Source organism: Alkalicoccus urumqiensis (assembly GCF_002993335.1).
GTDB lineage: Bacteria > Bacillota > Bacilli > Bacillales > Salisediminibacteriaceae > Alkalicoccus > Alkalicoccus urumqiensis.
The window spans coordinates 191,288-205,308 of record NZ_PVNS01000003.1; the positions used below are offsets into that span (position 1 = coordinate 191,288).

Annotated in this window: 13 protein-coding genes; 10 read left to right on the top strand and 3 right to left on the bottom strand. The window is 51.4% G+C overall.

Annotated elements, in window-relative coordinates; genetic code table 11:
• The first annotated feature begins 187 nt into the window (after positions 1 to 187).
• Entirely contained in the window at positions 188 to 874 is a 687-nt protein-coding gene (locus C6I21_RS04270; protein WP_105958204.1) for a Na-translocating system protein MpsC family protein, read from the top strand.
• Between the two features lie 131 nt (positions 875 to 1,005).
• Here the strand turns inward: C6I21_RS04270 and C6I21_RS04275 are convergent, their stop codons facing one another.
• Together C6I21_RS04275 and C6I21_RS04280 are read right to left on the bottom strand one after the other, a co-directional pair.
• Positions 1,006 to 1,203 carry a hypothetical protein gene (locus C6I21_RS04275; protein WP_105958205.1) on the bottom strand — a complete coding sequence of 66 codons (198 nt, stop codon included), beginning with the start codon at positions 1,201 to 1,203 and terminating at the stop codon, positions 1,006 to 1,008.
• 250 nt (positions 1,204 to 1,453) lie between these two features.
• Positions 1,454 to 2,194, bottom strand: coding sequence for a GTP pyrophosphokinase (locus tag C6I21_RS04280; RefSeq protein WP_105958206.1), 741 nt, complete (start codon positions 2,192 to 2,194; stop codon positions 1,454 to 1,456).
• Positions 2,195 to 2,362: 168 nt separating this feature from the next.
• On the opposite strand from C6I21_RS04280, the gene C6I21_RS04285 reads away from it, so the two are divergent.
• The 7 genes from C6I21_RS04285 to C6I21_RS04315 all read left to right on the top strand — a co-directional run bounded on the left by C6I21_RS04285 (position 2,363) and on the right by C6I21_RS04315 (position 10,106).
• On the top strand, positions 2,363 to 3,355 hold the full coding sequence (locus tag C6I21_RS04285) for a LacI family DNA-binding transcriptional regulator (RefSeq protein WP_105958207.1): 993 nt from the start codon (positions 2,363 to 2,365) through the stop codon (positions 3,353 to 3,355).
• Positions 3,356 to 3,478: 123 nt separating this feature from the next.
• Positions 3,479 to 4,795 (top strand): ABC transporter substrate-binding protein, encoded by a 1,317-nt coding sequence (locus tag C6I21_RS04290; protein ID WP_105958208.1) that lies wholly within the window; start codon positions 3,479 to 3,481, stop codon positions 4,793 to 4,795.
• Between the two features lie 72 nt (positions 4,796 to 4,867).
• The gene (locus C6I21_RS04295) at positions 4,868 to 5,728 is read left to right on the top strand and encodes a carbohydrate ABC transporter permease (RefSeq protein WP_105958209.1); all 861 of its coding nucleotides are present in this window, start codon (positions 4,868 to 4,870) and stop codon (positions 5,726 to 5,728) included.
• Positions 5,728 to 6,549 carry a carbohydrate ABC transporter permease gene (locus C6I21_RS04300; protein WP_105958210.1) on the top strand — a complete coding sequence of 274 codons (822 nt, stop codon included), beginning with the start codon at positions 5,728 to 5,730 and terminating at the stop codon, positions 6,547 to 6,549. The genes C6I21_RS04295 and C6I21_RS04300 overlap by 1 nt, the downstream gene beginning before the upstream one ends.
• On the top strand, positions 6,549 to 7,199 hold the full coding sequence (locus tag C6I21_RS04305) for a DUF624 domain-containing protein (RefSeq protein ID WP_105958211.1): 651 nt from the start codon (positions 6,549 to 6,551) through the stop codon (positions 7,197 to 7,199). Before C6I21_RS04300 ends, C6I21_RS04305 begins: the two co-directional genes overlap by 1 nt.
• Complete coding sequence (locus tag C6I21_RS04310; protein WP_105958212.1) at positions 7,196 to 8,875, top strand: glycoside hydrolase family 13 protein; 1,680 nt, start codon at positions 7,196 to 7,198, stop codon at positions 8,873 to 8,875. Before C6I21_RS04305 ends, C6I21_RS04310 begins: the two co-directional genes overlap by 4 nt.
• Before the next feature lie 304 nt (positions 8,876 to 9,179).
• Positions 9,180 to 10,106 carry a phosphotransferase gene (locus tag C6I21_RS04315; protein WP_105958213.1) on the top strand — a complete coding sequence of 309 codons (927 nt, stop codon included), beginning with the start codon at positions 9,180 to 9,182 and terminating at the stop codon, positions 10,104 to 10,106.
• A gap of 38 nt (positions 10,107 to 10,144) precedes the next feature.
• Here C6I21_RS04315 and C6I21_RS04320 read toward each other — a convergent pair whose 3' ends face one another.
• The gene (locus C6I21_RS04320) at positions 10,145 to 11,581 is read right to left on the bottom strand and encodes a phospholipase D family protein (RefSeq protein ID WP_181186085.1); all 1,437 of its coding nucleotides are present in this window, start codon (positions 11,579 to 11,581) and stop codon (positions 10,145 to 10,147) included.
• A gap of 529 nt (positions 11,582 to 12,110) precedes the next feature.
• Here C6I21_RS04320 and ectA point away from each other — a divergent pair.
• Positions 12,111 to 12,629, top strand: coding sequence for a diaminobutyrate acetyltransferase (gene ectA, locus C6I21_RS04325; RefSeq protein ID WP_105958215.1), 519 nt, complete (start codon positions 12,111 to 12,113; stop codon positions 12,627 to 12,629).
• Positions 12,630 to 12,690: 61 nt separating this feature from the next.
• On the top strand, positions 12,691 to 13,986 hold the full coding sequence (ectB, locus tag C6I21_RS04330) for a diaminobutyrate--2-oxoglutarate transaminase (RefSeq protein WP_105958216.1): 1,296 nt from the start codon (positions 12,691 to 12,693) through the stop codon (positions 13,984 to 13,986).
• Positions 13,987 to 14,021: the final 35 nt, after the last annotated feature.

The window sequence follows — 14,021 nt, forward strand, 5'->3', positions numbered from 1 at the left end:
TTCTTTCTGCGCAGCACAGGAGGAAAAACAGTGTATGCTTTCCTTATGTAGGGCGCTGCTGGTATACTTAAATTCTATACGATAAACAAGTTCCCTTTCTGCAGAAAAGAAAACTGGCAGGTTAGATAACGGATAAAAACGGGAATAATTCATCCCAGCAGCGGTAGAGGATAGAGGAGGAAACACCATGACTCAGGAAAAAACGAGGGAAGCAGAAGTCAGCGGTTTTATGACTTCACTGTTAAGGCGCCACTTCGGCCGGGGCCCACAGGCAGTATACGTCACGATCGCACCCCCATATATGACGGTGCAGCTCCGCGGCTTTTTAACACCGATGGAGGAAGGTCTTCTCCGTCAGGGAGATAAACGCCGTGTCATGCAGACGCGCGATGTTGTGATGGATGAACTGCGCCCGCACATTGTTGAAGAGCTGCGTCAGGCGGCGGATCTGGAACTGAAAGAATTATATATGGACTGGGATCTGGACACGGAGAATGCGATGCTGATCGGTGTACTCGATACAGAGGATGTCCGGGAAGCGGAGTGGCCGGCGGATATCCACCGCGATATGCTCGTAAAAGCTTTGTCTGACGCGAGTGAGAAAGCGGAAAAGCGTCCGGAGCGTGTGGACCTTCATATGCTGAGCGACCGGATTATTCTGGCGGAGCGTCATCAGATTCTCGTCCGGATTGAAAAACAGCTGATTCAAAACGGCGTGGTGGAAGAATTGAAGCTCGCCAAGCGTCCGATCGAGCGGCAGGTATTGAAAGAAGTACCGCTGCAGCGGGCGGTAAGCCGGAAAATTGAGCACTATTTTGTCGAGTGGAACTTTGATACCGACAAGGGCTTCGTCGTTCTCGTTCTGGAAGCCTGAGGGTGGAAAACATACAGAAAAGGAACGAGCCGGCAGCCGGTTCGTTCCTTTTTATCGTCGTTTTTTTAATGTACATACGGATTCGCCCCACCCCGGCGCAGAATGACCTGTTACGGGGTGACATATCCTGTTCACTTGACAGGCTGGCTGATCGTATTCACTTCACAGTGATGGCAGCGGTCGTATTGATCCTCTTCCAGCTGCTCGATATAGGACAACGAGCTGGTAAATTCACGTTCTTCAGCTGGAGTGTCGTTGAACCCGCAGGCATCTCCGGCAGAAAGCGTCCGGTGAATTCGTTTTTCTTTATGATCGATGAAAAATCGCATCGGGGTCACTCCTTTATTTTTAGTCTGCATAGGCAGCAGCAAAACGAAAAAAAGCCGAAAAGACACATCCATATCGATGCAGTCTTTCCGGCTTTGTAAGCAGCTCTATTGTCTGTTACATGGAACCATCTGTATTGGTTCCTCTCGTTAAAGGGAACATTACCCATGGTACGTGCTATTCCCCCTGAAGTCAACACGCTATGTTTAATTTGATATTCTTACGGGAATACTACATCATTTCTTTATGCTGTTACCCGTCGTTGTCCTCAGATAGAAAGGCTTCCGGGAGCGTCAGTCTGCGGTTGTTCAGCAGCAGCTCAAATGCTTCCTCTTCCGGACCGTTTTCTTCTTTGATTTCTTTCATCTCCAGATGAAGTTTTTCCATTTTCCGGTCGAGGGCGGCTGCTGAAGCTGCTGCCTCCTGCAGTTCCTGCCGCAGGCGGTCCGGTACGTCCCGGTTATACTTGTAGAAAATTTTGTGCTCCAGGCTCGCCCAGAAATCCATGGCGATCGTGCGGATCTGAATCTCCACGCAGACGTACTTTGTCCGGTCCGACATGAATACCGGCACGCGCACGAGTAAATGCAGACTCTGATAGCCGCTCTCTTTCGGCTCTTGAATATAATCCTTGATCTCGAGAACATCCACATCCTTCTGCTGCTGGAGCATCCGGCTGATTTCATAGATATCGCTGACAAACGAGCACGTCACACGCACACCGGCGATGTCGGTCAAATGCTCTTCCATGGAGGCAAGCGAAATCGGCAGGTTTTTCCGCATCAGCTTCGTCAGCATGCTTTCCGGTGATTTCACACGGGAAGAGACGTGCTCAATCGGGTTGTAATCATTCATATAGTGGAATTCCTGCTGCAGAATTTCGATCTTCGTTGTGATCTCATCGAGCGCAAACTGATACGTCATGAGAAAACGGGTCATTTCCTGCTTTAATTTTTTCAGCTGCTGCAGTTGGAGGGGCGGCTGTTCCGCCATGATGAATCACTCCTTCACGTATACTATTATACCGGCTCACGCGGAAAATGGTTTCAAAGATCGTGTGAAAATGAGAAAGGAACTGCGCGTGAAGCTTCTTTCCTTCAAGTGGAAAGTTATGCTAAACTAATTTTTGGGACTGGTTTCAATGGACAGGAGGAAATAACGATGGCAACGATCAGCGATGTAGTAAAAAAATCCGGCATTTCCAAATCCACGGTTTCCCGTGTGATTAACAATCATCCAAGCGTATCGGAAGAAAAACGAAGAAAGGTACTCCAGGCGATGGAAGAGCTTGCCTATACGCCGAATCCGACGGCAAGACGTATGCGCGGCACACTGAAATCATCGGTGGGGCTCATCATTCCGAATGTAACAAACCCTTTTTTCTCCTACCTCATTCATCACATCGAGCAGCGTCTGTCGGAACACAGCATCCGTCTGATTATTATGCAGAGCAGCGAGAGCCGGGAGAAGGAGCTGGAGTTTCTCGACTTGTTAAAGCAGAAGCAGGTGGACGGGATTATTCTGGCAGCAGTCGAAAATGAGATGGAAGCCATTCTTCCCTACCTTGAGTATGGACCGGTCATGCTGTGCAATGAATATGTACAGACAGGAGAGATCCCGATCGTACGGCTCGATCAGGAGCGTGCAGCCTACATCGGTGTCCGTCATTTAATCGAAAAAGGATACCGGCGGATTGCCTACTGCACCGGAGGTCTGTTTGCGGAGGACGGAAAAGATAAAGACCGGAACAATGGGCTGCGGCGTGCGATGGAGGAGGAAGGTCTCCCGATCCGGCCGGAATGGGTATTTGTCGATCAGCACACGATTGCCGACGGCCGGGAAGTCATGCGCCGTTTGTGGCAGATGGACGACCGTCCGGATGCGATTTTCACCGGCAGCGATGAAGTAGCCGCCGGCATGACACTTTCTGCAAGAGAGCTCAGCATCCGGATACCGGAAGATATCGCAGTCCTCGGCTTTGACGACCAGCCGCTTGCAGAACTGACGTATCCGCAGCTGACGACCATTCATCAGCCGATTGATGAAATGGGCCGCCTGGCAGCAGACGTCATGATCCGTCTGTTCACCGAAGATAAACCGCAGAACATGAATTATGAACTGCCTATTTCAATTGTCGAACGGCAGTCCACGTAACAATCAGTAAAAAAGTTCTTGAAACCGGTACCAAATGAGTTTATACTATGTTTACCGAAACGTAAGCATATTTTTTTGAATTGATTTGGTACCGGTCCCAAAAAAGAAAAATCAAAGGAGTCGATGATTGTGAAAAAGCGTATGAGTGTTCTGGCAGGAGTTTCATTAAGCAGTGCCGTCCTTTTAAGTGCCTGCGGCGGTAACGAAGAAAGCGGCGCATCGGAAAATGGCAGCAGCAATTCGTCTTCCAGCGAAGATACGGTGACCATCGAAATCTTTCAGGGGAAAGTCGAATTCCGTGATCAATTTCTGGAGCTTGCCGAGCGGTATCAGGAAGAAAATCCGGATGTGCAGATCGAATTCAGCGCAGTCGGCGGCGGTTCCGATTACTTCACCTCGCTCCGCTCCCGTTTTTCCTCGGGGGATGAGCCGGATGTATTCAGTCTGGCAGGTCCTTCAGAACTGGAAGATTACGTGGATTATGTCGAGGATCTTTCTGATATGGAGGTAACAGAAGCAGCGCTCGAAGGCACACTGGACGGCATTACGCAGGATGAAACCGTGTATGGCATTCCTTTTAACCAGGAAGGCTACGGCTTTATTTACAACAAGGCCGTTTTCGAAGAGGCAGGGGTGGATGCAGAGAGCATTCAGTCTTATGCCGACCTGGAGGAGGCCGTCCAGACGCTGGATGAACAGAAGGAGGAACTCGGCATTGAAGGCGTGTTTGCGCTCCCGGGTGCAGAGGCCTGGGTGATGGGAAACCATCTGGCGAATGTGTATCTGCAGGGAGAGTTTAACGGAGATGTCATGGAGGCGTATGAAAGTCCATCGGTTTCCTTTGAAGAAGGGGATCAGTTCCAGCAGATGCTCGATCTGCAGCAGGAATATTCGATTCAGCCGGTGTTGAACATGGATTACTCGCAGCAGGTGGAACAGTACTTCTCGCTTGGCAGCGCGGCGGTTATTCAGCAGGGAGACTGGATTTATCCAACGCTTCAGCAGATGGATCCGGAGTTTGCGGATAACAACGTCGGCATCATGTCGATTCCGCTTGAAGGGGAAGAAGGAAAGGTCCCGGTCGGCGTACCGAATTACTGGGTGATCAACAAAAACAGCGATGCGGAAGTCGTGGAAGCGTCCAAAGATTTCTTTAACTGGATGTACACATCGGAAGAAGGGATTGAAGTGGTGCAGGAGCTGCTGAATTTTATTCCGGCGCACGAAAACTTTGATCCGGAAGCTATTGCGTCTTCTCTGTCCCGCGATATTTACGAAAAGTCCCTGGAAGGAGAAACGATCGGCTGGGCGTTTCTCGGCTATCCGACAGCGTGGGGCGATGATCTCGGTGCCTACACGCAGGAATATATGGCAGGCGAGCGGGAATGGCAGGAAGTAGAAGAGGCCGCCATTGCCGAATGGGAAGAACGCCGCCAGTAAATGGGACCGGTCCCTGACGGAGAGAACGCCTCTCTGTCAGGGGAAATCTGAAACAAGGCAGGAGTGGTGAATATGCGGAATAAAGATGTCTCGTTTTGGCTGTTTCTTTCTCCGGTGCTTGCAGCACTTGGTCTCGTTGTACTCATCCCGCTGATAGTTGGTGTATTTTATTCCTTTACCGACTGGAACGGGCTTGGATTCAGTCAGTTTATCGGCCTGGATCATTACGCGCGGCTTTTAGGAGATGAGCGGTTTCTCAGCTCGCTCTGGTTTACGATTCAATTTGCTTTTGTCACTGTCATTGTCTTAAATGTCATGGGGCTCGGACTGGCGCTTCTGGTGACGCAGAAGCTGAAATCAAGCAATCTTCTGCGGACGATTTTCTTTATGCCCAACCTGATCGGCGGTCTGATTCTCGGCTTTATCTGGCAGTTTATTTTCATCAGTGTCTTCGGTGATTTGAGCGGTATTCTCGGTATTGAAGGACTGAACGGCTGGCTCACAACATCGACGACTGGCTTCTGGGGACTCGTCATTTTAACGAGCTGGCAGCTGGCAGGCTACATCATGATTATTTACATCGCCTACCTGCAGAGTATTCCCGAAGAGCTTCTGGAAGCCGCAAAGGTGGATGGAGCCAATCCGTTTCAACGGTTCCGAAGCGTCACGTTCCCGCTTGTGGCACCGGCGTTTACGGTCAGTATGTTTCTGACACTCTCCACCGCGTTCAAAATTTACGATCAGAACCTGTCGCTGACAAACGGAGGCCCGTTCAACTCCACGGAAATGGTGGCGATGAATATCGTCTATACCGCCTTCAGTAGTAACGAAATGGCTTACGGGCAGGCGAAAGCGGTCATCTTCTTCCTGTTTGTCGCCGTCATTGCGGTCACGCAGGTCTATTACAATAAAAAGAAAGAGGTGGATATGTAATGGCGGATAAGCAGAAACGATCCTTTCCTGTTCTGGAAACCGCCGGCATTCTGCTCGGCATTCTCTGGCTGTCTCCTTTTTATCTGATGATCGTCAATGCGTTTAAAACGAACCGGGAGATCTTTCAGAACGTGCTGGGACTGCCTTCGGAAGCAACGTTTCAAAATTTTATTCAGGCGTATATCGACCTGAACTTTCTGCGCGCGTTATTTAATTCGACGATGATCACGGCCATCAGCATTCTTGTCATCATTCTCTTTTCCTCGATGGCAGCCTATGCTCTGGCACGGAACAAAAGCAGACTGAGCGGAGCAATTTTACTCGTTTTCGTTGCGGCCATGCTTATCCCGTTTCAGGCCGTCATGATTACGCTCACGTCGTTTTTCGGCTCCGTCAATATGCTGAACAGTGCCGGGCTGATCTTCATGTACCTCGGGTTCGGCTCCAGCCTGGCGATCTTTTTGTACCACGGGGCACTGAAAAGCATTCCGCTGTCTCTGGATGAAGCGGCGAAAATTGACGGTGCTTCACGGTTTCAGACGTTCTGGTACATTATTTTTCCGCTGCTGCGGCCGATTTCTGTGACAGTGGCGATATTAAACGTCATCTGGATCTGGAACGACTTCCTGCTGCCGTCTCTTGTGCTCAGCACGTCAGAAGCGACGATTCCGCTCCGGATGTTCGCCTTTTTCGGTGAATACACGAGGCAGTGGCACCTGGCGCTTGCAGGACTGACGATTGCAATTATCCCGGTCATCATTTTCTATTTCTTTGCACAGAAACAGATTATCAAAGGCGTCTCTGAAGGAGCGGTGAAATAATGGTCAGCACAGCGGCATGGGTATCGAGATTTGCCCAGTTGAATATTCAGTGGCTGACCGGCGCGGCTCCCTCTGTGTTTTTCTTGTATTTGATGGCGGAAGGTCATTTCTGGATGGCGGTGCCGGCCTTTTTCACGATGGCACTGCTGTTTTTTCCTTCGACGCAGGCCTTGTTTTCTTCGGTGCGTGATACCGTCATTGGCAGGGAGGAGCAGGCGTTTTTTTCTCATTTCAGCGCGGAATACAAGCAGAGTGTGAAGGGAGGGGGCATCGGGAGTTTAGTCTGGCTTATCTGGCTGGCAGATTTCATGATGCTGAAAGGATTCAGTGTCGTCCTCGATTTCTTTATGATTGGGAGCCTGATCCCGCTCACGGCCGTGACACTGTACTATTTTCTCGCTGCCGCCCACTACCGCCTCCCGGTGAAGCAGGTGATCATCAAGGCAGCGGTGCTTTCGATCGGCCTGCCGAAGCTGACAGCCGGTATGCTGCTGCTCTTTGGCTTGATCTGGTACGTGAGTGTGAACGGTGTCTACGCCGTGCTTCTGTTTGGCAGCGGCTCGATCGCAGCGTTTCTCCTCTCCTCGATGTTTTACCGCTGGTACACAGAAATGATGAAAAAAGTAGAAACAGAAAGGAAGATAGCATGACTTCACAATGGTGGAAAGATGCAGTGGTTTATCAAGTCTATCCGAGGAGCTTTGCGGATGGAAACGGGGACGGTATCGGTGATCTCGCCGGTATTCTGGAGCGGCTCGACTACCTGCAGAACCTGGGTATTAATGTCCTCTGGCTGAGTCCGGTCTACGCGTCCCCGATGAAAGACAATGGGTACGATATATCCGACTACCGGGCGATTGCAGCGGAGTTCGGTTCCATGGAAGAAATGCAGAAACTGATCAAGGAAGCTGACAAACGGGGCATCTCCATTCTCATGGATCTCGTCGTAAACCACACGTCCGACCAGCATGCCTGGTTTCAGGAATCCTGTTCCAGCCGGACGTCGGCAAAGCGGAACTGGTATATCTGGGAGGATGCGGATGAAACAGGTGCCCCGCCGAACAATCTCCGCTCGATTTTCGGGGGCTCCTGCTGGGAGTGGGACGAGAATACCGGCCAGTACTATTTTCATTCCTTTGCGAAAGAGCAGCCGGATTTAAACTGGGAAAATGACGAGGTGCGGGAAGCGGTCTACGACATGATCCGCTGGTGGCTGGATCAGGGGATTGCCGGGTTCCGGGTGGATGCGATCACGTTTATAAAAAAACCGGAGGTGCACAAAGATCAGCCTGCAGACGCGTCGGACGGCACCTCTGTCGTCAAACCGAACCAGCCGGGAATTAATGCGTTCCTGAAGGAAATGAAGGAAAAAGGGTTCCAGTCCGAAGAGGTCATGACGGTGGCTGAAGCCCCCGGCGTTGCACCGGAGGAGCTGCCGGCATTTGCCGGGGAAAATGGCTTTTTCAGTATGCTGATAGAATTCGATCACGTCGATCTGGATATTACACCTTCGGGACGCTGGTTTGAGAGCGTCGGCTGGACAACGGCCGATTTCCGCCGGGCTATTACGAGGAGCCAGCAGAAAGTAAATGAGGGCGGCTGGAGTGCGCTTTATCTGGAGAATCACGATCAGCCCCGTTCCTTAAGCCGGTACATTCCGGAAGCGGATCAAGGCACGAAAACAGCCAAACTGCTTGCGACGGTATATTTTTTCCTCCGCGGCACGCCGTTTATTTATCAGGGGCAGGAGATCGGCATGCAGAACGTAACGTATGCGTCGCTTTCCGATTACGATGATTTATCCACCATCGACCAGTACCATGCTGCCCGGCAGGAAGGGCTGTCCGAATCGGAGGCGTTTGCAGTCGTTTCCCGGAGAAGCCGGGACAATGCGCGCACGCCGATGCAGTGGTCCGCAGAGAAAAACGGTGGGTTTTCAGAGGGGGAGCCCTGGCTCAAATCAAATACGAATACCGCTGTAGTTAATGTAGAGAAAGCGGAAAAGGATACAGATTCCATTCTTCATTACTACCGCTCCCTCGTCACCATCCGCCGGAGTGAAGCATGGAAAGACTGGCTGCGGGACGGCATCTACGAAGAAGTGGAGCAGGTGCATCCGGATGTGTTTGTGTACCGGCGCGTGTATAAAGAAAAGGCGCTGACAGTCGCAGCGAATTTCAGCCGTCATCCCGTTACCGTGGAGCTTCCGGCTCCGCTTGAAGAGAAAGTGGCAGGAAATGAAACCGGTCTGCACGCAGAAGGAACGCTTCTTCACTTAACCCCGTACGAAGCTGTGGCAGCCACCGGGCCGGAGGGCGGAAAGTAACGAAAGATAGAACGTTTATTATATGAAACACCGGCCGATGATGGAGCTCTGTATGGCGCTTCATCATCGGCCGGTTTATTTTTGTTTATGGCTATTCTTCGGTCCGGCTGTTGAAAGTGGGAGTAAGACCTTCCCGCTATTTTAATAGTGAGAATGCCCGCGGCCGGATGAAAAAAGGAGCGCTTATATGTAAGCTTCCTTATCCTCAGCCTGGATATCTTTCGCGTTCCGGCCTGCTGCTGTAGTAAACTGATAGAATGAGAAAAATCCGTACGGCAGTAATGCAGGAGAAAGGATATCAGCGATGAGATCACAGGAAGAACGAACGGAAATGACAGAACGGGAAGCGGAGCGGCGTGTCCGGCGCGCGTTTCCGGAGCTTTCGCCGATGAAGGTGCGGCATGTCGGCACCGGCTTTGATACGAATGTATTTTCAGTGAATGACTGCTATGTATTCCGCTTCCCGCGCCAGGAAAAAGGCCGCGACGCGCTTCTGAATGAAAACCACGTCCTGCAGCTGCTGCAGCGCATGGAGTTTCAGGCGCCGTTTTCGCTGCCGGAACCGGTGTTTTCTGCAGAGGGAGAGCCTGGGAAGTTCCCGTTTGTCGGATTTTCCTACCTGCCGGGCAGGGAGCTCGCTTCGGAAGCGGATGTCGATCTGCTAGCCCGTCATGTGGATGAGATCGCCACTTTCCTCCGCTCTCTTCACTCGCTTCCGGTCGATTCGTCGTGGGAGCTCGAGCCGGATACGCTGCTTCGGCTGTCTGCGAAAAAGCGGCGGAGCATGATGTATGAATGTCTGGAGGAGATCGCGCCATACTGTGAGGAGGAAACAGCAGCCCACATGGAGGAATACCTGGACACGCTTCCTGAATGGGAGAACCCGCCGTCCAGTGTCCTCGTCCACGGCGACCTGCATCCGAAAAACCTCATTACACAGAACGGAAAGCTGACAGGAATAATCGACTGGGGCGACGCCCACTACGGACACCCCGCGTCGGATCTGGCGCTTCTCTATCAGGCCGTGCCGAAAGAACTTCATGCACGCTTTTTCCGTCAGTACGGTGAAGTGAACGCAGAGGTCAAAGAGCTGGCTGTATTCAAAGCGGTGTTCGTCAGCTCCGCTCTTGCACGCTACGCCGTCCAGTTTGATGAACCTCACGTCCTCCGCTGGTGCCACGCCGGTCTCACGCGGGCGCTCGGAATCTGGAAAGAAGATACTGCATACTAAAAGAGGGCTGCCCCGGTGGAATGGGGCAGCCCTTTCTCTCAGTATGTCGTAAAGCCGAGCGCTTTCTGCAGCAGGTACAAAAAGTACTTGCCGGGCGCGATGGCTTCTGCGTGTGTGTCGTAATCGGTCGTATACTCCTGGCCGTCGTTGTTCCATGTTTCTTCCATATACTGCAGCACATCTTCTGCAAATGCCGTATCCGGTGGTGACGTGAAGCTGATATTCGTCTCGAGGTTATAGTTGTCGAGGTTTCGTGCGGTAAAGTTGGAGGAACCGATGAGCACGTTTACGGTGTCCCCGCGGTCAGCCGCCATCATTTTCGTGTGGTACTGCTCCTCTTCGGTGTTGTACCAGCGGACCTGGATCCGGTCGTCCCCGCGCTCCAGCAGCTCGGCAGCAACCGGAATGTTCGGCAGACCGATTTTATCCTGACCGAACGCATTCTGATTCGGATCGAGAATCAGCTTCACATCGACGCCGCGGTCGGCGGTTTCTTCAATTTTTTCGATGATGTGGCGGTCCGACAGATAAAACATGCCGATCCACAGCTCATCTCCTTCTTCCATCGCCTCCATCGTTTTCAGGGCGGCGGTTTCAATGTAGCGCTCCGTCACCACCTGCGCCTGGATCGGCCGATCTCTGCCATCCTCTTCCCCGCTCCACGCAGGAAACTGGCTCGTATCTGCTCCGGAAAACGCGGCGGCCGCTTTCTCGGTCTCTAAAATATCCTGAATCAGCGGGCCTTCCACGCGGACGCCGGCATTCGAGTTCCAGCCGCTTGCATCGTGCGGGTTAGCCGAAGAAATGACCGAAGCCTTCTCGCTCGTGACCGTCTTCCGGTGGTTGGCTTTAATATTGGCGAGCTTCAAGTAGGAACGGATCGTCACGTCCGGACTTTCCGGGCCGAATGCATTCGGCAGCCAGCCGGTCCCCTCTTGTCCAAACGGCTCCAGCGCAAACCGCCAGAAGCTGGAATACAGCGGGTTTGGGTCGCGCAGAAGGGTGAGGTCGGTAAAGGTAATTTCTGCTCCTGCCTCCCGGAGCCGCTCGAGCTGCTCCGCCTCATGGGAGAAGTACGTCGTATTCACCGGATCAGAAATAAAGTGGACATCAAGCTCCGGCCTTTCTTCCATCCGTTCCAGGATGACATCGGTAAACTCGCGGCTTAACGGCGGGTAGTCCTCCCCTTCGCTGGAAAAATCATTGATCATAAACATATCGATGACGAGAAATTCCTCTGCTTCTCTGATCACATCATACATCTCGTCAAACAGTTCATGGTCGAGCACACGCTCTCCGTCCTCCTGATACGTTAAATCCCGGAGAAACGTGACGTCCTCCTCTGCAATCATACGGACGTCGCCCGCTGTATGGACGCCGTCCGGCACAGGCTTCACCTGGTGAAAAATCATGTTCCAGAAATATAGCAGTAAGGCAAACACGGCGATCGTGATGCCGATTCGTTTTAATGTCATAGTCATCCTCCATCTAACGCCGTAAAAGGGCGCTCTCTTATTGTACGCGCCGTCAGGAGAAAAGCATAGAAAATCTCCGGGCGGCATGGGATATTTTTCTCAGGGAGACGTCTGTCCGCCTGTGCCGGATGAGTAGAGAAAAAAAGAGACTTTTTTTCATTAAATCGGGGTAATTAAGAAAAGGCGGAACTGTGATAATCTGTTTCAATGCGCTCATGGCGGTATTTATGGGCGGGTGTATGATAACAGTGAAAGTCCCAGTTAATCTCTAAATGTGAGAAAATCATCCAGCCGGAGTGGAGGAAATCGATGCAATCGAGACGATATTCGAGGTATTTGTAAGGTGAACAACCTAAGGACTATTAAGCTATAGTCATACCATTAAATACAGATTCAAGCCGCTTCAGTGCGTTTGATTATTCACATAAAGACACCTATCATTAAGAGTGTTGCGAAAACGGAAGCTTCTTTGCTGAAGACAACATCTCTTCACGCTCAGAAAAATAAAGGATAAAGGTGGTTTTCACGCATGAGTAGTACTGCAACTGCAGTTCCTGTTCTTGACAGTTTCACTCTCGGACAGCCGACCAAAGAAGATGGCCAGGGGATGTGGGCCTTAGCAAAGAAGACATCACTCGATCTGAACTCTGCATATAAATATATTATGATGGCAGAATATTTTTCGGATACCTGCGTCGTCGCAGAAGAAGACGACAGCGTTGTTGGTTTTATCACCGGGTTCATTCAGCCGGAAAATCCGGACACCGTATTCGTATGGCAGGTGGGAGTCGACAGTTCCCAGCGCGGGAAAGGTCTCGCGTATAAAATGCTGGACGAATTAATGAACCGGGACGTGACCAAGGACGTGAAGTACCTTGAAGCGACCATTACGAAAGATAACGTGGCTTCCCAGTCTCTGTTTAAAAAACTGGCGCGTGAATACGACACGTCCTATGAAGTAACAGAGACATTCCCTGCGGATGTATTTCCGGAGGATATCGACAAAGCCGAATACACGTACCGCATTGGTCCGTTTCACACGAAATAAGCACGATTGACAGCTCGATTCAGGAGAACATGACTACCAATTTACAGGAGGACTTTAATCCATGAATGAAAAGCTTCAGCTTATTGAGGAACTTGAATCCAGTGTCCGCAGCTATGTACGCAGTTTCCCGACCGTCTTTACGAAAGCACGCGGGTACAAGATCTGGGATGAAGATGGAAAAGAATATATCGACTTTTTCGCCGGCGCAGGTGCGCTGAACTACGGCCACAACGAGCCGTCCATGAAGAAAAAACTCGTCGACTATATTCTCGACGACGGCATTACGCACTCGCTGGATAAAGCGACAGATGCAAAGATTGAATTTATGGAAAAATTCCGCGATGTTATTATGAAGCCGCGGGATATGGATTATAAAATCATGTTCCCGGGACCGACCGGAACGAACACCGTCGAGAGCGCGCTGAAAATTGCCCGCAAAATGACGGGACGCACGGATATCGTCAGCTTCACAAACGGTTTCCACGGTATGACAATCGGCTCTCTGTCGGTAACAGGAAACTCCATGAAGCGCCAGGGCGCAGGCATTCCACTGAACAACACTGTGACGATGCCATATGATTCCTTTACAGACGATGGGCAGGATACGCTGGACTACTTCGAGCGCTTCCTTCAGGACAACGGAAGCGGCGTTGCGATTCCTGCGGCCGTCATTTTCGAAACCGTTCAGGGTGAAGGCGGTATTAACGCGGCGAGCATGGAATGGATGCAGCGTCTGGAGCGGGTCTGCCGTGAGTGGGGCATCATTATGATCGTCGACGACGTGCAGGCTGGTGTCGGCCGTACAGGAACATTCTTCTCGTTTGAACCTGCAGGAATCAAGCCGGACGTCGTGTGCCTGTCGAAATCCATCGGCGGATACGGTCTTCCACTTGCCATCACGCTCATCAAACCGGAGCTTGATAAGTGGAAGCCGGGTGAGCACAACGGGACGTTCCGCGGAAACAATATGGCGTTTGTCACAGCATCCGAATCGCTCACGTACTGGGAAGATCCGGAGTTTGAAAAGAGCGTTCAGGCGAAAGCGGAAAAGGTGACAAACTTCCTGAATGACATGATTGAAAAGTATCCGGAAATGAACGCGCATAAAAAAGGCCGTGGTCTCATGCAGGGCATTTCTTCCGACGTGGAAGGCTTCAGTGAGAAGGTTGCCGAGCACGCGTTTGAACGCCAGCTGATTATGGAAACAGCCGGCGGACACGATCAGGTGTTCAAGCTCTTCCCGCCGATCAACATCGACGAGGAAGGCCTGCAGGCAGGACTGGATATCATTGAGCTGAGCATCCAGGACGCGCTTGCTTCGATGGGGCTGAAAGAAACAGAGAAAGCTACCCAGTAACCAATAAACCAATCCACTAAAACAGGATCATCAAG

Bases quoted from the DNA above. Each gene is read 5' to 3' on its own strand.
- C6I21_RS04280 (WP_105958206.1), bottom strand. From the start codon at position 2,194: ATGGCGGAACAGCCGCCCCTCCAACTGCAGCAGCTGAAAAAATTAAAG.
- C6I21_RS04300 (WP_105958210.1), top strand. From the start codon at position 5,728: ATGGCGGATAAGCAGAAACGATCCTTTCCTGTTCTGGAAACCGCCGGC.
- C6I21_RS04295 (WP_105958209.1), top strand. From the start codon at position 4,868: ATGCGGAATAAAGATGTCTCGTTTTGGCTGTTTCTTTCTCCGGTGCTT.
- ectA (WP_105958215.1), top strand. From the start codon at position 12,111: ATGAGTAGTACTGCAACTGCAGTTCCTGTTCTTGACAGTTTCACTCTC.
- C6I21_RS04285 (WP_105958207.1), top strand. From the start codon at position 2,363: ATGGCAACGATCAGCGATGTAGTAAAAAAATCCGGCATTTCCAAATCC.
- C6I21_RS04270 (WP_105958204.1), top strand. From the start codon at position 188: ATGACTCAGGAAAAAACGAGGGAAGCAGAAGTCAGCGGTTTTATGACT.
- C6I21_RS04320 (WP_181186085.1), bottom strand. From the start codon at position 11,581: ATGACATTAAAACGAATCGGCATCACGATCGCCGTGTTTGCCTTACTG.
- C6I21_RS04305 (WP_105958211.1), top strand. From the start codon at position 6,549: ATGGTCAGCACAGCGGCATGGGTATCGAGATTTGCCCAGTTGAATATT.
- C6I21_RS04275 (WP_105958205.1), bottom strand. From the start codon at position 1,203: ATGCGATTTTTCATCGATCATAAAGAAAAACGAATTCACCGGACGCTT.
- C6I21_RS04290 (WP_105958208.1), top strand. From the start codon at position 3,479: ATGATTGTGAAAAAGCGTATGAGTGTTCTGGCAGGAGTTTCATTAAGC.
- ectB (WP_105958216.1), top strand. From the start codon at position 12,691: ATGAATGAAAAGCTTCAGCTTATTGAGGAACTTGAATCCAGTGTCCGC.
- C6I21_RS04310 (WP_105958212.1), top strand. From the start codon at position 7,196: ATGACTTCACAATGGTGGAAAGATGCAGTGGTTTATCAAGTCTATCCG.
- C6I21_RS04315 (WP_105958213.1), top strand. From the start codon at position 9,180: ATGAGATCACAGGAAGAACGAACGGAAATGACAGAACGGGAAGCGGAG.